The organism is Pseudomonas sp. BN411, from assembly GCF_029871235.1.
GTDB lineage: Bacteria > Pseudomonadota > Gammaproteobacteria > Pseudomonadales > Pseudomonadaceae > Metapseudomonas.
The window spans coordinates 23,835-45,340 of the sequence record NZ_SSOM01000085.1 but is presented as its reverse complement, the minus strand read 5'-3'; the positions used below and the strand labels follow the sequence as shown (position 1 = coordinate 45,340).

Sequence of the window (21,506 nt, the reverse complement as noted above, 5' to 3'; positions counted from 1 at the left end):
GGTTATGCGGCAGCCAGCAGTCCGTAGCCTGGATGAAATCCGGGGCTATCCCACCGCCGCTCCTGGATTGCAGCCGAGCTACGATTGCTCAGCCCGCTCCGAGATGCCCCCTTATAGGGGGCCAAAAGTAAGTCCACGTTCTACGAACGTGGATGTTTACTCGCCAAACGGGTCGCAGGTCCGCCCTCAATACACATCCCGCACATAGCGCTTGTCCCTGGCCAGGGCGCTGACGTAGGCCTCGGCTTGTGCTGCGCTCATCCCGCCGTGCTCCCGCACCACCGCCTTGAGCGCCGCGTCCACGTCCTTGGCCATGCGACTGGCGTCGCCACAGACATAGAAATGCGCGCCGTCCTCCAGCCAGCGCCACAGCTCGGCGCCTTGTTCCAGCATGCGTTGCTGCACATAGACCTTCTCCGCCTGGTCGCGGGAGAAGGCGGTGTCCAGGCGGTGCAGGTGGCCGGAGGCCTGCCAGGCTTCCAGCTCGTCGCGGTAGTAGAAGTCGGTGGCTTCCCGCTGTTCGCCGAAGAACAGCCAGTTGCGGCCTCTGGCGCCCGATGCCTGGCGTTCCTGGAGGAAGGCGCGGAAAGGGGCGATGCCGGTGCCGGGGCCGACCATGATCATCGGCCGCTCGGGGTCGGCTGGTACGCGGAAGTGGGCTGACTTCTGGATGAAGATCGACACATCGCCCTGGCCCGCGCGGTCGGCGAGGAAGGCCGAGCAGATGCCGGCGCGGTCCTGGCCCTCGCACTGGTAGCGCACAGTAGACACTGTCAGATGCACCTCATCCGGCGTCGCCAGGGGACTGGATGCGATGGAGTAGAGGCGCGGTTGCAGGCGTTTCAGCCGGCCCAGCAGTTCATCCGCGCTGATCCGGACGGAATGGGCGCGTAGCAGGTCGGCCAGTTGCCGTCCCCAGAGCCAGTCGTCCAGCCCGGCCTTGTTCGCTGGTTCCAGCAGGGCCGTGAGTTCGCCGCTCGCCGAACGTTCGGCGACGAAGCGCAGCAGGTCGGGAGTGATCTTCGCGATGTCGAAGTGGCGACCCAGGGCGGTCGACAGTGGCATCGCGCCCTGGTCTTTCACCTCCACCGGCTGGTCACCGTCCAGCTTCAGTGCGGCCAGCACTTCGTTCACCAGATTCGGGCAGTTGCTCGGCCACACCCCCAGGGCATCGCCGGCCTGATAGCGCAAGCCGCTGCCCTTGAGGTCGAGCACGATCTGCCGGGTTTCCTTGCTGGAGCCAGGCGCATTCAGCACCGGGTTGCGCAGCAGGCGGGACACCAGGGGGCGCTGGCGGCTGTAGGTGGGCGCATCGGCTTCCTCCGACGGTGCTCCGATGGTTTCCGGCACGGGTTGCGTGACCAAGTTACCGGCCAGGGCGGCGCGGACGTTGTCCAGCCAGGCCTGCGCCGGTTCTTCGTACTCCGGTTCGCAGTCCACCCGTGGCGCAAGGCGGCGCGCGCCGAGGGCTTCGAGGCGGGCGTCGAGCTTGCGGCCAAAGCCGCAGAACTGGTCGTAGTTGGAGTCACCCATGGCCAGCACGGCAAAGTCCAGCCCGGACAGTGAGGGGACACCGTCCGTATTCAGGGCGTCCCAGAAGGCGGCGCCATTGTCGGACGGGTCGCCGTCGCCGAAGGTGCTGGCGATCAGCAGCGCGGCACCGACGCCAGCCAGATCGGCAGGTTGGGCAAGGTCCATGGAGCGTACCTGTACCGTGCGGCCGTCGGCCTTGAAGCTGTCGGCGCAGAGGGTGGCGAAGCTTTCCGCATTGCCGGTTTGCGAGCACCAGAGCACCAGCAGCGGCTTTTCCGCAACCGGTGCCTCGGCTGCTACAGGCGCGGGCGCCTCCCAGCTACGGGAGAACAGCCCGGCGAGGATGCCGTCCAGCAGCAGGCGGGTTTCCGGGGCAAGTGGAGCGCAGGTCGGCAAGGTGGGCACGCCACCCAGCTTGCGGCTCTCTTCGCTGCGCAGGCCGAGCAGGTAACCCTGGAGGTAGCGCTGTTCGGTGGGCGCCAGGCAGAGCTCGGCGCTGACATCGAGGTTCAGCAGACGGGCGAAGGCGTTGATCGGCATGTCGGCGAGTTCCTCCGGAAAACCGGCAGCGGCGCTGGCCGCGACCGGCTCGACTTCTACCAAGGGGATGAGCTGGGGGCTGGTCGGAGCGACGGGTGCCAGGGCAACGGCGCTGTACTTGAACTCCGGCTGCAGCGAAATGGGGTCGATGGCGTCGCTGGTTACCGCGTTGATCGCCAGGTCGTCGCCGTAGCGGTCGTTCCAGTGGAAGGGCGCGAAGCAGTTGCCCGGCAGCACCCGGTCGCTGACCACCGCCGGCAGCACCGCGCGGCCACGGCGGGAGCGCACTTCCACCTGGCCCTTGTCGACGATGCCGAGGCGGCTGGCATCGCTCGGGTGGATCTCCACGAAGGGGCCGGGGTTGAGCTTGTTCAGGGTGGCGACCTTGCCGGTCTTGGTCAGGGTGTGCCACTGGTGCTGCACGCGCCCGGTGTTGAGTATCAGGGGAAACTCGTCGTCGGGCAGGTCCGCCGGCTCCATGTGGGGGCGGGCCAGGAACACGCCCTTGCCGTCTTCGGTGGCGAAGGCGATGGCCGGGCGATTGCTGTCGGTATCGGTCCTGGGCGCCTGGCTGGCGCCGTCGTTGAGGTAGCGGACGGGGTTGCGCGCGTTGGCGGAGCTGCCCGGCGCACAGGGCCATTGCATCGGTCCCTGGCGCAGCAGTTCATGGCTGGCGCCGCGGATGTCGTAGCCGGTCTTCGGGTTCCATGCCCGTTTGATTTCCTCGAACACCTCGGCGGCGGAGGCGTAGCTGAAGGCCTCTTCGAAGCCCATGGCGCAGGCGACGCGGGCGATGATCTGCCAGTCCGGCAGGCTGTCGCCGGGGGCGTCCACGGCCTTCTGGGTGAGGGTGAGGGTACGCTCGGAGTTGATCATCACGCCTTCCGCCTCGGCCCAGAGGGCACCGGGCAGGAGGATGTCGGCGTAGCGGTTTGTTTCGGTATCGAGGAAGGCGTCCTGGGTGATCACCAGTTCGGCCGCCTGCAGGCCTTCGATGGCCAGGCGACGGTTGGGCACGGTGGCCGCCGGGTTGGTGCAGATGATCCAGCAGGCCTTGATGTCGCCTGCGCCCATGGCCTCGAACATGGCAACGGTGCCGTTGCCGCCGTCCTGGCGCAGGTGGCCGTGCGGTAGCTGCCACAGGTCTTCGATGAAGGCCCGGTCGGCGTCCACCAGCAACGAGCGCTGGCCGGGCAGGCCGGGGCCCATGTAGCCCATTTCGCGTCCGCCCATGGCGTTGGGCTGGCCGGTGAGGGAGAAAGGGCCGCTGCCCGGCCGGCAGATGGCGCCGGTGGCCAGGTGCAGGTTGCACAGGGCGTTGGTGTTCCAGGTGCCATGGGTGCTCTGGTTGAGGCCCATGGTCCAGCAGCTCATCCAGTCCCGTGCTTCGCCGATCCACTGGGCGGCCTTGCGGATATCCGCTTCGGGCAGCCCGGTGATGGCGGCGACGCGATCCGGCGTGTAGTCCGCGAGGAAGTCCGGCATGGCCTCCCAGCCCCGGGTATGGGCGGCGATGAAGGCCGGGTCGGTATGGCCGTTCCTGTGCAGCAGGTGGAGCAGGCCGTTGAGCAGGGCGAGGTCGGTGCCCGGCCTGATCGGCAGGTAAAGGCTGGCCTTGTCGGCGGTGGCGGTGCGGCGTGGGTCGACCACAATCAGCTTCGCCCCGGCCTTGACCCTGTCCATCATGCGCAGGAAGAGGATCGGGTGGCAGTCGGCCATGTTGGCGCCGGTCACGAGGAACAGGTCGGCCTTGTCGAAATCCTGATAGGAGCCGGGCGGGCCATCCGAGCCGAGGGAGAGCTTGTAGCCGCTGCCCGCGCTGGCCATGCACAGCCGGGAGTTGGATTCGATGTGACGGGTGCGGATGAATCCCTTGGCCAGCTTGTTGGCCAGGTACTGGGCCTCCAGGGACATCTGCCCGGACACATAAAAGGAAATGGCGTCCGGGCCGTGGGCGTCGAGCAGCTCGCGCAGGCGCCGGGCGGTGTCGCCGATGGCCTGGTCGATGCCTGCGCGCACCGGGTCGCGGCTGCGTTCGTGGCGCAGGTAGGCATGCTCCATGCGGCCCGAGTCGGTCAACGGCTGGGCGCAGGTGTTCCCCTTGGTGCAGAGGCGGCCGAAGTTGGTCGGGTGGGACTTGTCGCCGCTCACCTTGACCACGCGGTTGTCCGCCACCTCCATGACGATGCCGCAGCCGACGCCGCAATAGGGACACACGCTTCGCACTGTCTTGTTCGCCATATCCGTACCTTGCGCAGAAACGAAAAAGCGCCATGCCACCCACCGTCGGAACGGGGGAGACACGGCGCCTTTGTCGTGGGGTAGGGCAATCGGCATTGATTGCCTTGTTGCAGCTATCGCAAGGCACATGCCAAGTCCCCTGTGATGCGCGTGAAGGCTTGGCGGGACGCTGCTTGCGGGTAAATTCCCGCTTGATTCGCAATGTGCTGGATGAGCTTCAGGATGGGGCGCGGACGGTGCATTCGCACCGTTTTGGTTCTTGTCCGGATGCTTGCTGGATTCTCCAGTGGCAACGGTCGAGGCAGCTGCCGGATCTGCTGGAAGCCGCGTCGTTTCTGGCGTTGGGGAGAGAGAGGGAAGCGCGGTTCGGCAATCTGGCACAGCCACTGCATAGGCAGTTCCAGGCTCACCACGAACAGCGTGGCGGGCGGCCCGGCAGATCAATGGCGATCACTTCCCCGGGTTGACAGGTGCGCCAGGCAGTGTGGCCCGGCAGCACCCATGAACGAACAGGCAAAGGCGCCTGGGACGGCGAGTCCCAGGCGCTTTTTTTTGCCCCCAGAAAACGTGATTGGCTTGGGTCGGGTGCTACCTATGAACACTTCCACTCCTGATGTGCAAACGCTGGTCGTCATCGGCAACGGCATGGTCGGCCACCACTGTGTGGAGCAACTGGTCGAGCGCGGCGCCCTGGATCGCTATCGCATCGAAGTCTTCAGCGAGGAGCCGCTGCGCGCCTATGACCGCGTGCACCTCTCCGAATACTTCACGGGCCGCGATGCCGAATCCCTGGCCCTGAGCGAGGCCAGCCTCTATCAGACGCCGGGCGTGACCCTGCACCTGGGCGTGCCGGTACTGGAGATCGACCGCGAGCGTCGTGAGGTGATCACTGCCAATGGCAGCCTGGCCTACGACAAGCTGGTACTGGCGACGGGTTCCTATCCCTTCGTGCCTCCCATTGAAGGGGCCGAAGGCGACTCGCGCCTGGTCTACCGCACCTTGGCCGATCTCGACACCATCCGCGCCGCTGCCGCCCAGGCTCGCCGTGGTGTGGTGGTGGGCGGCGGCCTGCTGGGCCTGGAAGCCGCCAACGCGCTGAAGTCCCTGGGGCTCGACGCCCATGTGGTGGAGTTCGCCCCGCGCCTGATGCCGGTGCAGCTCGATGACCAGGGCGGCCAGGCGCTCAAGGCTCGCATCGAAGACCTCGGCGTGGGGGTGCATCTCTCGAAGGCGACCCAGTCCATCAGTGCCGGCGAGGAATACCGTTACCGGATGAACTTCGCCGGTGAGGATTTCCTCGAAACCGACCTGATCGTCTTCTCTGCCGGCATCCGCCCGCAGGACGCCCTGGCCCGCCAGTGCGGCCTGGAACTGGGCGCGCGCGGCGGCGTGGCCATCGACGGCCAATGCCTGACCTCGGACGCGGACATCTACGCCATTGGTGAGTGCGCCGCCTGGAACGGCAGCATCTTTGGCCTGGTCGCCCCCGGTTACCAGATGGCCCGCAGCGTCGCAGCGCAGCTCTGTGGTGAAGACGCCGATCCCTTCATCGGTGCCGATATGTCCACCAAGCTGAAGCTGCTGGGCGTGGACGTGGGCTCCATCGGCGACGCTCACGGTGCGCTGCCGGGCGCCCGCAGCTACCGCTTCATCGACGAAGCCACCTCCAGCTATCGCCGCCTGGTGGTTTCCGCCGACGGCAAGCAGGCCCTGGGTGCGGTGCTGGTGGGTGACAACAGCTACTACGACACCCTGCTGCAGTACGTGCAGAACGGCATCAAGCTGCCGGCCGACCCGTCCAGCCTGATCCTGCCGGTGGGTGAGGGCGCGCCGGCCCTGGGCGCCGATGCACTGCCGGCCACCGCCACCGTCTGCTCCTGCCACAACGTCAGCAAGGGCGCCATCTGCTCCGCCATCGACAGTGGCTGCACCGACGTCGCCGGGGTCAAGGCCTGCACCAAGGCGGCCACCGGTTGCGGCGGCTGCGCGGCACTGCTCAAGCAGGTGGTCGAGCACGAACTGTCGGCCCGTGGCGTGGCTGTGGACAAGAGCCTCTGCGAGCACTTCGCCTACACCCGCCAGGAGCTCTATGCACTGGTGCGGGTGGAAGGCATCGAGACCTTCGAGGAGATGCTCGCCAAGCATGGCCGTGGCCACGTCGGCTGCGAGATCTGCAAGCCGGCCATCGGCTCCATCCTCGCTTCCTGCTGGAACCGGCCGATCCAGAACCCCTGGCTGGTGCCGCTGCAGGACACCAACGACACCTTCATGGCCAACATGCAGAAGAACGGCACCTATTCGGTGGTACCACGCATCCCCGGCGGCGAGATCACCCCGGAAGGCCTGATCGCCATTGGCGAGGTGGCGAAGAAGTACAAGCTCTACACCAAGATCACCGGCGGCCAGCGCATCGACCTGTTCGGCGCCCAGCTCCACGAGTTGCCGGATATCTGGGGCGAGCTGATCGCCGCCGGATTTGAAACCGGCCACGCCTATGGCAAGTCCACCCGTACCGTGAAGTCCTGCGTGGGCAGCACCTGGTGCCGCTACGGCGTCCAGGACAGCGTGAAGATGGCCCTGGACATCGAGAATCGCTACAAGGGCCTGCGCTCGCCGCACAAGCTGAAGTTCGCCGTGTCCGGCTGCACCCGCGAATGCGCCGAGGCGCAAAGCAAGGACGTGGGTGTGATCGCCACTGAGAAGGGCTGGAACCTCTACGTCTGCGGCAACGGCGGCATGCGTCCGCGCCACGCCGAGCTGTTCGCCACCGATCTCGATGACGAAACCCTGATCCGCTACATCGACCGCTTCCTGATGTTCTACATCCGCACCGCCGACAAGCTGCAGCGCACCTCGGTCTGGCGTGAGAGCCTGGAGGGCGGCCTGGATTACCTCAAGGCGGTGATCATCGACGACAGCCTGGGACTGGGTGCGGAGCTCGAAGCACAGATGCAACTGGTGGTGGACCGCTACGAATGCGAGTGGGCCAACGCCATCAAGGACCCGGAGAAGCTCAAGCGCTTCCGCACCTTCGTCAACGACGGGCGCGGTGATCCGGATATCCATTTCGTCAATGAACGTGGGCAGATCCGTCCGGTGACGGCGGCCGAGCTCACGCTGATCCCTGTAGCCGAGGAGGTGGTCTGATGATCGAAGCAAGCCTGCAACGCAGTGAAGTCCGGGGCCGCTGGCAGCCCGTCTGCCGCCGGGAAGACCTGGTGCCCAACTCGGGCGTGGTGGCCTGGGTGAGCAATATCCAGGTGGCGCTCTTCTATCTGAACGGCGAGGAGGGCGAGCAGTTGTTCGCGGTGCAGAACCACGACCCAATGGCCCATGCCAACGTGATCGGCCGTGGCATCGTCGGCCACCTGGGCGGCTCCCTGGTGATCGCCTCGCCGCTCTACAAGCAGCACTACCGCCTGGAGGACGGTTCTTGCCTGGAGTATCCGGAGCAGAAGCTGCGTGTATGGCCGGTCAGGTTGCAAGGGGATGTGGTGGAGCTTGGGGTGGAGTAGTCCCGACGTTCGCGACGCTTGTTGAGGGGGAGCTAACTCTGTGGAGTGAGTTCATTTGGACTTGGGAAACCACGTCCCGAGGACGTGGTCCTGAGTCATCGGCTCTGCCTGTGACGATTGGGCTACCCAGGAAACAGGAAGACGTTCGTAGGATGTGGCGGGCGGCGTTCCGCTGGAGCGAAGCGATACCCATCGGCTCCAACGAACAGCATGGGTATCGCTCCGCTCCACCCATCCTACGTTGCTGCCGGGCTGGCACGGACGGCTCCCTCTCCCTCTCCCTCTGGGAGAGGGTTGGGGTGAGGGCGGTGTCAGGTCAGCGTGGTGCCAATCCCTTTCGCGAATGAATTCGCCCCCACAAAACAAAAGAGGTGCCAGCTCGGGCTAGGCCTTGCTACCGGCCCGCGCATGAGCCCGCGCGTACATCAGGTGGGCATCCATCAGCAGCGCTTCCATTGTCGATAGCAGGACCTCCTGGCGCAGCTGGCCGGATGCGCCGGCGTTCCGCTCGTGGCGCAGGCGCTCGATCAGGCTGGAAACCTGAACCAGGCGGTAGTCGCCCAGCCGGTGGCAATCCTCGGGGCTGGCGTCGGCGTGCACATCCAGAACGTCGATGGGGAAGTCTTCCAGGGTGGGAAAGCGATGCGAAGTCATGTGCGGGGTGCTCGTAGCTGCTGGCGGGCTCGAAACGCTACGCACGGGACCTGTAGGGATTCAAGGCAAACACATTGTGTGATTTTTCGTGTTATCGATAAGGAATCCGAGGCGCCAGGCAGCGATCGCAGGCGAGAGGTTGGACCCACAGCGATCAGCTGAAACTCAGCGCACCCTGTTTGCAGCAGCGCACCAGGGCTTCCTCCAGCTTGCGGTCGGGCATGGCGTGGGCTCGCAGGATGTTCGCGGTCTTTTCCACATAGTCCCGTGTGCTGCCGTAGTGACCGCTGGCGCCGTCGAAGACCTGGCGCAGCACGTGGTCCGGCAGTGCGCCGGCATAGCAGGCGAAGTCGCGACGCAGCACGAATCCCAGGGCCTTCACCTTGGGGCCTCTCTCCAGTTGGCAGTTGAGCCATTTGGGCTCGTAGGCCGCATCGGGCATTTCCCGCTGCCAAAGGGCGATCAGGTGTTCCTGCAGCTGTTCCTCCGGCAGTCGGTAGGCGAAACCTGCACAGGAGCCGCCACGGTCCAGGCCGAGCACCAGCCCTGGCGATTCCGGAGTGCCGCGATGGATCAGGGACCAGAGGTAAAGCCCGCGATGGTAGCCGTGGATGCGCGCGCGGCGGCTTTCTTCCGTGGGACATTCCGGCCGCCAGATCAGCGAGCCGTAGGCGAACAGCCAGACCGGACCGCCGCGATGGCGGGCCATGGTGTTTTCCAGGGAGGCGAGCAGTTCGGCGCGGGTGAGTTGCGCCGGCTGATCGAGCAGCGGCGGGTAGGGCGTGAAAGGTGTGTCGTGGTTGCTTCCGGTCATAAGCGTACTGCGGATGCCGATGATGTGCGGACTTTCCCCGCCCGCTTCCTTTTTTTAGCAGGTGGAAGGGCATTGGCGAACAGGCAGTCGTCGAATTTCCCACAAAAATCCTGCGGGTAGAGCTGATCACGCTCGATTGATGAAGCAAAGGAATTATCTGGCATCGGTTTATTGCCAACGGCGATAAGCTGACAGCGCTCTTTCGAGCTCCTGGCGAGTTTCGGCGGTAGGGAGATGGATGAGGGTGCCGCCCGTCGCCCGGAGTACCGTCCGTTCTGGAAAACCGCGCATTCGGCGGGGGCTGCGACCCCTCATCGGCATGGGAGGCAGGGCGCTGCTACTACTCAGGGTTGTCGGGGGACGTACGCCTCGCCATCGGGGCAGTCCCCAATCCCGCCTCCGCTGGCTTGCTGCCGCCGGTGAGGTGGGCCTGCGTCACTCGGGGAGTAACCTTTCGTGGAAGCCAGGATCAGGATCGGCATCGTTGACGACCATCCCCTGCTCAGGCAAGGCGTGGCCTCCGCACTCAAGCGTATCGGGGACTTCCAGGTCGTGGAGCAGGGCGCCTGCTCGGAGGATGCTGTGGATATTGCCCTGCGCCTTCGACCCGACGTGCTGCTGATGGATGTGAACATGCCGGGCGACTGCTTTGCCGCCGTGCGCCGAATCACCGCCGAGGCGACGGGCGTGCGGGTACTGATGCTGACCGTTTCGGAAAGCGAAGACGATGCCTATGCGGCACTGGAAGCCGGGGCCCAGGGGTATGTGCTCAAGGGTGTCAGCGGGCCTGAGCTGGTGCAGGCGATCCGCACCGTGGCCGGAGGCGAAAGCTTCATCACGCCGGCCTTCGCCAGCCGGCTACTGGGGCGAATGCGGCATCGGCAGGATGTGGAGCGGCACAGGATCGAGCTGACGCACCGCGAGGAGCAGATCATCCGAGAAGTGGCCAACGGCCTGACCAATCGCGAAGTGGCCGACAAGCTAAAGCTGAGCGAGAAGACCGTGAAGTACTACATGACCAACGTGATGCAGAAACTCCATGCACGCAATCGCGTGGAAGCCGTCACCGCCCTGCGGCGCCAATGGGATGAAGACCACGAGCAATCGCTCGATATGCAGGGCAAGGCGCGCTAGCCGGCCGCTACGTCGTCCATCCTGAAGCGGGCACTGACGCGGGTGCCTTCGCCTGGCGCTGAATGGATGTCGAACTGCCCACCCAGTGCTTCCACTCGGTAACGCATGCCGGCGAGCCCCAGTCGGCGGCGGCCTTGCCCATTGCTGGCCTGGTCGCTGGGGACGAAACCATTGCCCGAGTCGGCCACCTGTACCTCCAGTTGCCCCTCAACCATACGGGCCGAGAGTTTCTGGCCTTGGCCACCTGCGTGCATCACGGCATTGTTCAGGGCTTCCTGGGTGAAGCGATAGAGGCAGATCTTCAGTGACATCGTGGCGTCGGCAGGCAACGGCTGGATATCCAGCTCCACCTGGGTATCGGTGCGCTGTTCGTGGCGCTGCACCACCAGGCGCAGCACCTGTTCCAGCCCCAGTTCGCTGATTTCAGGGACCGCCAGTCCACGGGAAATGTCGCGGATTTCGCGGAGGGCATCCTGACCGGCACTGCGCAAGGTTTCCAGGGCATCGCCGTCGAATGGTTCGCCTTGCTGTTGCAGGCGCTCGCGTAGTTGGGCGAGTTCATCCAGGCGGACCAGGATGAGTGTCAGCAACTGTGCCGGGCCGTCATGCAGGTCGGCACCCAGGCGTCGCAGGGTCAGTTCACTGATGCGCGAGAATTCCTGGTTGGCAGTGGTGATGCGGCGCTGCAGTTGGGTATTGCGGGCATGCAGGCGTGCCTGTTCGACCATCCGCTGTTTCAAGGCTATCTGCTGGCGCTCGATGATGCGCTCGCCGCGGCGTACCACGAAGAAGAGCAAGCCCAGCATCGCCAGCGTGGCAGAGCCAACCACTGCCCAGACCTGCAGGCGCACGGTGCGGATTTCCCGTTCCAACTGGTCAGCGCGTTCATAGAACTCACCCACCGCTACCACCTTGCCCGAGCCGGTTTCCCGCAGGGGCGCGTAGATTTCGTAGAGGGGCACCTTGAGACTGCGCTCGAACGCGTTCTCGTCCTGGCCGAGGTCTTCCAGGTCGGTGACGATTTGGCCCTGCAATGCCTCGTCGATCTCATCGGTAGGGAACTTGCGGTGCACTACCGACTTGTCGGTGCTGTAGATCACAGTCCCATCCGGGCGCCAGATCTTCACCGAAGCCACGTGGCGGTTGAGGCTGCTGTTGATGATCAGCCGGTCGATGGCCGCCGCGCTTTCCGGGGGAATGTCCTGGGTTCTCGCCAGCTCCTGCACGAAGGGTTCGAGGAAGCTTTCCATGTAGACGGCACCGGCCTGCGCCGCCGACTGCACGGCCGCCCGCTCGATGCGCTGGCTCACCAGGTTGCCCACCAGGCTCATGGTCAGGCCGAGGATCAGGCTGGCGGCGATGACGAACTGAGTGGAGCGCTTCAGCTGGCGAATCCGCTGGCGCATACGGCTTCCCCAGGAGCGGTGCGGCCCCGACATTGGTCCGGGGTCGGGTTGGACCAAAGTCGGGGCGCCGACTTGTCCCAAGGTCTGCTGATTTGGTTCGACCTTCGCATCTGCGGGCATTCGCCGGACTCCTCGATGCTTTCTCCCAGGCCCCTGGCAATGCCCGGACAGGGCAGTGGGAGATCGTTATGTACAGCCTGAAAAGCTTCACGCTCAACCTGAAGGATATTAGCTACCTGTTGCAGCAGGTCAGCTTCCCCACCCTGCGCGTGGTGGGTTACACGGTCGATGGAACCCCCCTGTTCGGTTACACGGGATCGGATGGTTCGGTGCATGTGCTGGGTACTGATGGCAGCTTCGATCCCCTGGCCATCCCAGCCGGAGAGAGCGTCTGGTACAACGGCGCGCGCGACCCTATCGGCCTGCGCAACGTGTCCGGTTTTTTCAACAACCTCACGCATGATGGCCATGCCTGGGGCAGCTTCGGCCAGGACTTCATCCGCCTGACCCTGCCGGACTACAGCCAGTACGTGCAGCAGAACGCCGACAACGCGGCCTGGCAGGATTACCTCTCCAGTCACCCTGGCGCCGAGTTGGGCACGCCGGCTTCCTACGCCGACCCGTTCGCCTCGCTGGTGGACTACACGCCGAGGATGGTCAGCCAGACCATCGTCAGTGGCGGCGTGGTCTTCGCCACTGACGCCATGGGCCACATCCTGCATGACGCCAATGGTGTGGCGGTGGTCAGCGACCCGGGGTTGCTCGGCCAACTGGGCGAAGCCGATCCGACCTCCCCCAGTAGCGGTCAGTACTTCATCCGCAATCTCAACACGGTTTCCGGCGACCCCTCGACCACCGGCTGGTTCACGCTGTTCGGCCAGTTCTTCGACCACGGCCTGGACTTCATCGACAAGCCGAGCCGGACCGCCACCATCACCATTCCTCTGGCACCCGACGACCCGCTCTACGGCTCCATCGGCCCGGACGGCCAGCCGGTGCATTCGATCACCGTCCACAGGGCCAGCGTGGGCAGCGTCGATGCCGCAGGCAATCCGCAATACCTCAACCTGGACTCGCCTTACATCGACCAGAACCAGACTTACGGTTCCGAGGCCACTGTCACTCAGCTGCTGCGCGAATGGGTGGCTGACCCGTCCAACCCTGGACAGTTCCGGCCGGGAGCTCGCCTGTTCGATGGCACTACCCTGAGCGATGAGGCCGCCTGGACGCTCAATGGCGTGCTCACCCACCAGACACTGCCAACCCTGAACGAGTTACGCGCCCATATCGTGGCCACTGGGCGCGATGACCTGACCTGGGATGACCTGGCCAATTTCCGCGTGCGCGACGACGCAGGGCATGTGCTGGACGCGGACCCTTCCACTTCCGGCGTCCAGGCGGTCCATGCCCGCGAGGCCCTGTTGCTGGACATGAACCCGCACTTCGACGACGTGCACATCGATGTGGCGCGCCTCATGGCCCTGGACAGTCACCTGCTGGGCGTGACCTTCGACCCGACGAACCCCTACGGGATCCTGTTCCACTACGACAACGGCCCGACCAAGTCCCTGTTCGGTCTGGTCAATCCCTCTGATTTCTCGATCTTTGCCGATCCGGGCACTGCCGATTACGCGGTTGCCAATGAGCTGTTGCTGGAATCGGTGGGTGACCACTACATCGCGGGCGACGGCCGTGCCAACGAGAACTTCGGTCTGACCGCCATGCACCATGTCTTCCACGAAGACCACAACGTTCAGTTGATCAACCTGCAACAGGAGATTCTCCAGGCCGATGTTGGGGTTCGCCACAATTGGCAGGTCGGCATCGACAACGGAGCCGGGGGTTACTACACCGACGCGGCCGGCAACTACACGCTGACTGATGGCGTGACTGTTTCCTGGAACCATGACCTGCTGTTCCAGGGGGCCAAGCTGGTGGTGGAAATGGAGTACCAGCACGTTGCCATTGACCAGTACGCGCGGCTGATCACGCCCGACCTGCCAGAGTTCGTCACCTACGACTCCGGCATCAACGCCAATATCTCCCTGGAGTATGGCCAGGCGGCATTCCGCTTCGGGCACTCGCAGTTGCGTGAAACCATCGACGCACTGGAGCGCGATGCCAGCGGCGTCTATGACCTTACTGGCGCCATAACCCGCTACGCCCTGGAGAAAGCCTTCCTCAACCCCGGCGGCTTCGCCGATATCGGCCCGACCGCCATCGCCCTCGGTATGACGCGGCAGGTAAGCAACGAGATCGACGAGCTTGTCACCCCGGCGCTGCAGCAGGGGCTGCTGGGCCAGCCGCTGGACCTGGCCACCATCAACCTGGCGCGCGGCCGTGACCTGGGGCTACCGACGCTCAATGCGGCGCGTCAGCAGATCCACGATGCGCTGATCGCCGAGCGGCAAACGCCGGCCGGCTCCCAGCACCACACCAACCTGATCGTGGATGCGCTGACGCCTTATACGAGCTGGAGCGACTTCGCCAACAACATGATCCACCCTGAGTCCCTGGTGAACTTCATCGGCGCGTATTCCTTCGATGGCGACGTGGCGCATGCCCAGGCCATCATCGATGCCGACCAGACCGGGATAGACGTCAGCTGGGCCGGTGGCGTGGTGACCGCCGAAGACGCAGCGCGCTTCCTGTCCAATGCCGCCGACCAGAACGGAAACTTCGTCGCAGGTTCCGATGGCTTCAACCACATCGACCTGTGGATTGGCGGACTGGCAGAGAAACACGTCTACACCGGCCAGCTCGGCACCACCTTCAACGCCATATTCGAAGACCAGATGGAGCGGCTCATGGATGGCGACCGCTTCTACTACCTGTTCCGTCTCGACCTCGGCCTGCCGGGCATGACCAACCTCAACGAGCAAGTGGTCACCGAACAGTTCAAGGACATCATCGAGCGCACCACCGATGCCCGGCACCTGGCGGGTGATGTGTTCGGCTACATGGACAGCTACATCGAGCTCAGTTACCAGGACTCCGGGGCGACTGCTACTGCCTACAAGAGCGAGCACAAGTACGGCCGGTTGGTGGATGCCAACCAAATGGGCGTCTACTCCACCGGTGGCTCCGGGGGGATCGGCGGGAACGGCCTGCTGCTCAGCCTGATCAACCCGGAAACCCATGCGTCCAGCACATTCATCCGTGACTACCGTCCTGACCAGGGCGAGAATCCGGATGGCACCGCAGCGGTGGGCTACAACTCCCACGAGGTGGTAGCCGGGACCGACTATGCCGACTGGCTGGACCTGGGTGATGGCGACGACACCGGCTATGGCGAGGATGGAAACGACATCCTCGACGGCAAGGCCGGCGCCGACCACCTCTACGGCGGCAATGGCAATGACGTGATCTACGGCGGTGACATCGAGGACTTCCTCGACGGCGGTGACGGCGATGACATCGTCTATGCCGGTACCAGTGCGGGCGCCATCGACATCGTCATCGGCGGCAATGGCAATGACCATCTCTACGGCGAGGCAGGGATCGACGAGCTCTACGGCGGCGCCGGCAACGACTACATCGACGCCGGTGGTGACACGGACCTGGTCCACGGCGGCGATGGCAGCGACGAAATCTACGGTGGCGACGGGCCGGACATCCTCTTTGCCGAAGCCGGGGACGACATCATTTCCGGCGGCTCGACCGGCGACCAGCTGTTCGGGGAAGAGGGCGACGACATTCTCCTGCCGGGTATCGGCGGTGCGCCGGGACAGGGTGACGGGGATGAAGCGCTCGGCGATGTCGGCTTCGATATCGCAGCGTTCAGCGATGTGAACATCCAGCTGGATGCCGCTGCAAACCTGAACCAGCAGAACATCGTCGCGGCGCCGGGCACCGCCGTGCTATTCCAGCCGTTCAACGCCTTGCTGGCGAACATCGAAGGCCTGGTCGGTTCGCGCTTCAGTGACGCACGGGCCAATCCCGCCAGTCCTGCCAACCCGACGGCGGGCCTGATCGGTGATGGCAACGAGAACTGGCTGGTGGGCGGCAGCGGCGACGACGTGGTGCAGGGGAATGCCGGCAACGATGTGCTGGTGGGTGACTCCATTGGCCTGGCCGACCTCAACCACCTGTTGGCCGCCCAGGGTTTCGCCCAGCACTTCACCGGGCTGCAGGCCGCACGTTCGGGCTTCGTACTCGGCGACAACCACGCCGGTGGAACGGCGGATGGTGTTGCTGACGAGGCGGTCTACAGCGGCAATTTCGCCGACTACAGCATTACCCTGATCAGCGATACCAATTCGGGAAGCAACGAGATTCGCGGCTTCAGGATCACTGACAAGCGCGTCGGTGCCGCCAACCTCGATGCAACCGACATCCTCGTCGGCATCGAGAAAGTCCGCTTCGCGGACCGCACTGTCAGCCTGGACGTCAATAACCAGCTGCCTACCGGTAAACCGCTGGTTTCCGGCTTCGCCACGGCTCCAACCACCCCCAGCCGGCCATTGCCGATGCAGTACCGCCTGACCGCCAGCACCGTTGCCATCCAGGACGCCGATGGCATTCCCTCCGGTGCTGGCGCGTTCAGCTTCCAGTGGCAGGTACTTTCGGGGGCCGTCTGGGCTGCCATCAATGGCGCCACTGCCTCGACCTATGCACCGGTGGCCGCGCAGGTCGGGCAGCAGTTGCGGGTAGCGGTCAGCTTCACCGACAACCACGGGGTAGTGGAGACGGTCTACTCCGATCCCACCGAAGCGGTCGGGCGCTTCATCGAAGGCACTTCCCTTAACGACAACGGCCTGGGCGGTTTCCTGGATCGCGCGGCTCTGGTGGGGACGGCCTTCCAGGACGTCATGCTCGGCTATGCCGGCAACGATGTACTTAGCGGCGGCGACGGCAGCGACCTGCTGGATGGTGGCAGTGGCAATGACAGCATGAGCGGCGGTGCGGGCAACGACACCTACGTGGTTGGCTCCACCGGCGACGCGGTGAACGAGGCCCTGAACGGTGGTAGCGACACGGTGCAGTCCTCGGTGAGTTACAACCTCGCGGCCAACGTCGAAAACCTGGTGCTGACCGGCACCGCCAACATCAATGGTGTGGGCAACGGGCTGGACAACCTGCTGGTGGGTAACACCGGCAACAACCGGCTCATTGGTCAGGCTGGCAACGATAGCGTGCAAGGCGGCGCGGGGAGCGACACCCTCGTGGCGACAGTGGGCGACGGCAACGACCACTACGACGGCGGCGACGGTGTGGACACCTATGACCTCTCCGGCACGTCCGCCAACGCCAGCGTCGACCTGACCGCTGGTACCGCCAGCAGCGCGCAGACCGGCAATGATGTGCTGGTATCCATCGAGAACGTCCTGGGCAGCAGCGGCGCCAACCAGATCACCGGCAGCTCGGCCGACAACCGCCTCGAAGGACTAAGCGGCAATGACAACCTGGCGGGTGCAGGGGGTAACGACGTACTGGTGGGAGGACAGGGCAATGACAGTGCCAGCGGTGGCCAGGGTGACGACCGATTCATTGCCAGCCTGTTCGACGGCAATGACGTCTATGCAGGTAACGACGGCCTGAATACCTACGACCTTTCCGCCACCGGAGCTGCAGCCGTGGTCAACCTGGCCACGGGGGCGGCCAGCAGCAGTCAGATTGGCAGTGACCTGTTGAGCGGTATCGAGAGCGTGATAGGCGGATCGGGTGCCGATACCCTGACCGGTGATGCACTGGCCAACCAGCTTGCCGGGGGTGGTGGCGACGACGTCCTCAGTGGCGGTGTCGGTGCCGATGTCCTGGCCGGCGGTGCGGGACGCGACCTGCTCAGCGGCGGTGCGGATGCCGATACCTTCGTTTTCGCCGTGCTCAGCGACTCGGGTACCAGCAGCGGTACCCGGGATGTGATCAACGACTTCCAGCAGGGGAGTGATCGCATCGACCTCGGCCAGATCGATGCGAGGACGACCGGACCTGGCAATGCAGGGAATCAGGACTTCAGCTTCCTGGGTGAATGGAATGGCGCTGGCAACGAATTCAATGGACAGGCCCAGCTGAGGTTCCATTACGTCAACGTCGGCGGTGTAGAGCACACCTATGTGGAGGGCAATGTGAACAACAACAATGCCGCCGACTTCCAGATCGACCTCGTCGGGCACGTCGCCCTGGCAGCGAGTGACTTCATCGGCGTCGTCTGAAGCTCCACCGCCCGGCGCTCCCTTGGAGGTCGGAGCGCCACTCCATCCCGTCCCATCCCCCATGCAACCCGGTGCCACCCGCGCTGGGTTGCATGATCCGTTCGACAACGGTGTTCCAGTGGGGCGACACGTTTTGTTGCAAGGAACCCCGTCACACTGTCATGAAGTGCTAAATAACTGTCGTGAAATGCGAAGTGCTGAAAAGCGCTCATCCATAGGCTTTGCCGCCAGTCAGAAGAGGGGTGCAACCCGCAGGTTCAACCCCGTCAAACCTGGAGTCTTCTATGGTGAAACCGCTATTCGGATTTGCGCTGGCAGCGATCGTTATGCTGGCCAGCGGCTGTTCCAGCAAGGTCACCCAGCCCGAGGAGTATTCGGGCTTCCTGAGGGATTACTCGCAGCTCGAAGAGAAGATGTCTGCCAGCGGCCAGCCCGTGCTGCGCTGGACGGCGCCGGGCTTCGACGCGAAGCGCTACGGCACGCTCCTGGTGGAAAAGCCGGTGTTCCATCCGGCCCCGGCCCCGGCCCCCAGCGACCAGATGAGCCAGCAGACCATGGACCAGATCGCCACCTACATGCGCCTGGCGCTGCAGCGCGAGCTGATCGGCAAGGCCCGTCTGGTCGGCACACCGGAGGCGGACACGCTGATCGTGCGTCCGTCCATCTCTGCCGTGGCGATCTCCACCGAGCACCTGAAGGCCTACGAGGTCATTCCGATTGCCCTGCTGGCGGCTGCCACCACCACGGCGGCGGGAACGCGCGACCAGGAAGTGGCCATCTACGCCGAAGTGGAAGCGGTGGACGCGGCCAGCGGCAAGCCCGTCGTCAGGGCGGTGCGCAAGGGACAGGGATTGAGCCTGGAAAACCGCAAGACGCCGCTGGTCCTGGATGACCTCAAGCCGGTGCTCGACGACTGGGCGCGGGACGCGCGCGACTTCAGGCCCTGACGGGCCTCCCCCGATAAACCTCCAGGCGGGAACCGGTCGATGGCCGGTTCCCTTTCGCGTGTGCCGGAAACCCTGGTGCGCGACGGCCTGGCCACAAATCCGCAACAAGTCCGGCGCCTTGCACAACCCAACCGGATGCGGATGTCCTCCCCCCGAAAACCAGGTGATGAAATGGTAAGTGACGGGATTCTCGATTACTTCGCCCTTGGCGTGCTGTTCTTCGTCGTGATCGTGCTGTTCTACGGCATCATCGTGATCCACGACATCCCTTATGAAATCTCCAAGCGGCGCAACCACCCGCACCAGGACGCGATCCATGCCGCTGGCTGGGTGAGCCTGTTCACCCTGCATGCGATCTGGCCGTTCCTGTGGATCTGGGCAATGTTGTACCGCGACGATCGTGGCTGGGGCTTCGGCACGCCGAAGGCGGAGCTGGAGCAGCAACTGGCCGAGATGCGCTGGCGCCTCGAACGCCTCGAAGGGCAGGGCGCGTCCCGTTCGGCCCGCGCGGTAGAGGAGGCCTGATATGGACCTGTTGCTGATCCTCACCTACACGGCTATCTGCGTCGCCATCTTCAAGATCTTCAAGATTCCGCTGAACAAGTGGTCGGTGCCCACTGCCGCGCTGGGCGGCGTGGTTCTGATCGGGACGCTGATCTTCCTGATGAACTACAACCACCCGTACTCCGAAGTGGCGCGCAGCTACTTCGTGTCGACGCCGGTGATTCCGACGGTCAGCGGCCAGGTGGTGGAGGTGCCGGTCAAGACCAACCAGCCCCTGGAGAAGGGCGATGTGCTGTTCCGCATCGACCCGACGCCGTTCGAGAACAAGGTCAAATCCATCAAGGCGCAGCTGGTGTCGGCCCGCGCCGACCAATCCCGCGCTCGTGAGCTGGCGGCGCGCAATGTCGGCAACCGCCGCGACGTGGACCTCACCACGGCGCGGGTGGATGACCTGCAGGCGCAGCTGAACATCGCCCAGTTCGACCTGGATCACACCGTGGTGCGCGCGCCGAGCAAGGGCTTCGTGACCCATGTGTCGCTGCGCCCGGGAATGATGGCCACGCGGTTGCCGCTGCGTCCCTCGATGGTGTTCATCCCGGACGAGGGGCACTACATCGCCGCCTGGATGCGCCAGAACAGCCAATTGCGCCTGACCCCCGGTGACGAGGCCGAAGTGGCTTTCGACGGCATCCCGGGCCAGGTGTTCAAGGGCAAGGTGAAACAGGTGATTTCGGTGATCGGCGAAGGCCAGGTGCAACCCTCCGGCAACCTGCTCAGCTTCACCGGCACGCCGCCTCCTGGCCGGGTGCCGGTGATCGTCGAGATCACCGACCCGGACTATGCCCAGTACGCGGCCCTGATGCCCGGCGGCGCCTACGGCCAGGCGGCGCTCTACAGCGAGCATTTCCATCATGTGGCGGTGATGCGCAAGATCCTCCTGCGCATGGCGGCCTGGATGAACTACATCTTCCCCTTCCATTGAGCGTTGCACCTGCCTTTCGTCTCGGAGCCCCTTGCGGGTGCCGGGGCGACGGGCAGGTGATTTTTTTTGGCTGCGGGAAATCCGGCTTGGGCGGCGCAACGGTTTGCCGCCCTCCGGTTTCAAGGACTGGCGGGACGTTCCCGCCGGCCGGATGCGGGACGGTCACAGGGAGTACCCGAGCGTGTCCGGACAATCGGCTGGATTCCGCCCTGCGGAGTCCGGATGTCTGGAAGAGAGAGGGATGTATGACCGGGAAATCCGACAAATCCAGGGAATCAAGCAAAGCGCCCAGAATGCCGCGCAAGGAATACGAGGCGGAGCTGAAGCGACTGCATGTCGAACTGGTGAAGCTGCAACGCTGGGTCGTCCAGGAAGGCATGCGCATCTGCATCGTCTTCGAAGGGCGGGACGGAGCGGGCAAGGGCGGCGTGATCAAGGCGCTGACCGAACGCACCAGCTCGCGCATCTTCCGAAGCGTCGCGCTGCCGACGCCCACCGAGCGGGAGAAGTCGCAGATATACGTGCAGCGCTACATCAGCCACTTTCCGGCGGGCGGGGAGGTCGTGATCTTCGACCGCAGCTGGTACAACCGCGCCGGCGTCGAACGGGTCATGGGGTTCTGCAGTGAAAAGGACGTGCAGAAGTTCTTTGCCTTCACGCCCCTGTTCGAGCGAGCGGTGGTGGAGTCGGGGATCATCCTCCTGAAGTACTGGCTGGAAGTCAGCCCGGAGGAACAGCAGCGTCGGCTCGAAGACCGGATCAACGACGGCCGCAAGACCTGGAAGCTGTCGCCGATGGACATCCGCTCCTTTGGCCGCTGGGATGAATACACCCGCGCCCGCGATGAAATGTTCATCGCCACCGATACGTCCTGGGCGCCCTGGCACATCGCCCGCTCCGAGGACAAGCGCCGGGTGCGCCTCAATGTCATCCGGCACATCCTGGACCAGGTGCCCTACCAGGACGTCCCCGATGAGAAGAAAGTCAGGCTGCCGAAGCGCGGCAAGCTGGGGCCCTACCAGTCGCCCGACTATCCCTTCCGTTACATCGAAGAAAAATACTGACCCGACACACGGGCGCT

Annotated in this window: 12 protein-coding genes; 8 read left to right on the top strand and 4 right to left on the bottom strand. The window is 64.6% G+C overall.

Going from position 1 to position 21,506, the window contains the following annotated elements:
- Positions 1–186: 186 nt before the first annotated feature.
- Positions 187–4,314, bottom strand: coding sequence for a sulfite reductase subunit alpha (locus E8F06_RS27230; RefSeq protein ID WP_280372282.1), 4,128 nt, complete (start codon positions 4,312–4,314; stop codon positions 187–189).
- 594 nt (positions 4,315–4,908) lie between these two features.
- Between E8F06_RS27230 and nirB the strand changes: the two genes are divergently transcribed.
- Together nirB and nirD are read left to right on the top strand one after the other, a co-directional pair.
- Positions 4,909–7,461, top strand: coding sequence for a nitrite reductase large subunit NirB (gene nirB, locus E8F06_RS27225; protein ID WP_280372281.1), 2,553 nt, complete (start codon positions 4,909–4,911; stop codon positions 7,459–7,461).
- Positions 7,461–7,829: a nitrite reductase small subunit NirD gene (gene nirD, locus E8F06_RS27220; protein WP_280372280.1), complete on the top strand. Its 369-nt coding sequence runs from the start codon at positions 7,461–7,463 to the stop codon at positions 7,827–7,829. The genes nirB and nirD overlap by 1 nt, the downstream gene beginning before the upstream one ends.
- A 384-nt stretch (positions 7,830–8,213) precedes the next feature.
- Here the strand turns inward: nirD and E8F06_RS27215 are convergent, their stop codons facing one another.
- Together E8F06_RS27215 and E8F06_RS27210 are read right to left on the bottom strand one after the other, a co-directional pair.
- Positions 8,214–8,483: a hypothetical protein gene (locus E8F06_RS27215; protein ID WP_280372279.1), complete on the bottom strand. Its 270-nt coding sequence runs from the start codon at positions 8,481–8,483 to the stop codon at positions 8,214–8,216.
- A 154-nt stretch (positions 8,484–8,637) separates the two neighbouring features.
- A complete protein-coding gene (locus E8F06_RS27210; protein WP_280372278.1) occupies positions 8,638–9,297 on the bottom strand; it encodes a gamma-glutamylcyclotransferase in 660 nt (219 codons plus the stop codon).
- 456 nt (positions 9,298–9,753) lie between these two features.
- Between E8F06_RS27210 and E8F06_RS27205 the strand changes: the two genes are divergently transcribed.
- On the top strand, positions 9,754–10,431 hold the full coding sequence (locus E8F06_RS27205) for a response regulator transcription factor (RefSeq protein ID WP_280372277.1): 678 nt from the start codon (positions 9,754–9,756) through the stop codon (positions 10,429–10,431).
- Here E8F06_RS27205 and E8F06_RS27200 read toward each other — a convergent pair.
- Positions 10,428–11,837, bottom strand: a complete 1,410-nt coding sequence (locus E8F06_RS27200) for an ATP-binding protein (protein ID WP_348532269.1) — start codon at positions 11,835–11,837, stop codon at positions 10,428–10,430. The two genes, E8F06_RS27205 and E8F06_RS27200, sit on opposite strands and share 4 nt — an antisense overlap.
- Positions 11,838–12,025: 188 nt before the next feature.
- On the opposite strand from E8F06_RS27200, the gene E8F06_RS27195 reads away from it, so the two are divergent.
- The 5 genes from E8F06_RS27195 to ppk2 all read left to right on the top strand — a co-directional run bounded on the left by E8F06_RS27195 (position 12,026) and on the right by ppk2 (position 21,489).
- Complete coding sequence (locus E8F06_RS27195; protein ID WP_280372275.1) at positions 12,026–17,992, top strand: peroxidase family protein; 5,967 nt, start codon at positions 12,026–12,028, stop codon at positions 17,990–17,992.
- A 284-nt stretch (positions 17,993–18,276) separates the two neighbouring features.
- Positions 18,277–18,939, top strand: coding sequence for a DUF3313 domain-containing protein (locus tag E8F06_RS27190; protein WP_280372274.1), 663 nt, complete (start codon positions 18,277–18,279; stop codon positions 18,937–18,939).
- Positions 18,940–19,125: 186 nt separating this feature from the next.
- A complete protein-coding gene (locus tag E8F06_RS27185) occupies positions 19,126–19,464 on the top strand; it encodes a DUF3302 domain-containing protein (protein WP_280372450.1) in 339 nt (112 codons plus the stop codon).
- A gap of 1 nt (position 19,465) precedes the next feature.
- Positions 19,466–20,425 (top strand): HlyD family secretion protein, encoded by a 960-nt coding sequence (locus E8F06_RS27180; protein WP_280372273.1) that lies wholly within the window; start codon positions 19,466–19,468, stop codon positions 20,423–20,425.
- Positions 20,426–20,670: 245 nt separating this feature from the next.
- A complete protein-coding gene (ppk2, locus tag E8F06_RS27175) occupies positions 20,671–21,489 on the top strand; it encodes a polyphosphate kinase 2 (protein ID WP_280372272.1) in 819 nt (272 codons plus the stop codon).
- Positions 21,490–21,506: the final 17 nt, after the last annotated feature.

Bases quoted from the DNA above. Each gene is read 5' to 3' on its own strand.
- ppk2 (WP_280372272.1), top strand. From the start codon at position 20,671: ATGACCGGGAAATCCGACAAATCCAGGGAATCAAGCAAAGCGCCCAGA.
- nirD (WP_280372280.1), top strand. From the start codon at position 7,461: ATGATCGAAGCAAGCCTGCAACGCAGTGAAGTCCGGGGCCGCTGGCAG.
- E8F06_RS27180 (WP_280372273.1), top strand. From the start codon at position 19,466: ATGGACCTGTTGCTGATCCTCACCTACACGGCTATCTGCGTCGCCATC.
- E8F06_RS27210 (WP_280372278.1), bottom strand. From the start codon at position 9,297: ATGACCGGAAGCAACCACGACACACCTTTCACGCCCTACCCGCCGCTG.
- E8F06_RS27215 (WP_280372279.1), bottom strand. From the start codon at position 8,483: ATGACTTCGCATCGCTTTCCCACCCTGGAAGACTTCCCCATCGACGTT.
- nirB (WP_280372281.1), top strand. From the start codon at position 4,909: ATGAACACTTCCACTCCTGATGTGCAAACGCTGGTCGTCATCGGCAAC.
- E8F06_RS27195 (WP_280372275.1), top strand. From the start codon at position 12,026: ATGTACAGCCTGAAAAGCTTCACGCTCAACCTGAAGGATATTAGCTAC.
- E8F06_RS27200 (WP_348532269.1), bottom strand. From the start codon at position 11,837: ATGCGCCAGCGGATTCGCCAGCTGAAGCGCTCCACTCAGTTCGTCATC.
- E8F06_RS27190 (WP_280372274.1), top strand. From the start codon at position 18,277: ATGGTGAAACCGCTATTCGGATTTGCGCTGGCAGCGATCGTTATGCTG.
- E8F06_RS27230 (WP_280372282.1), bottom strand. From the start codon at position 4,314: ATGGCGAACAAGACAGTGCGAAGCGTGTGTCCCTATTGCGGCGTCGGC.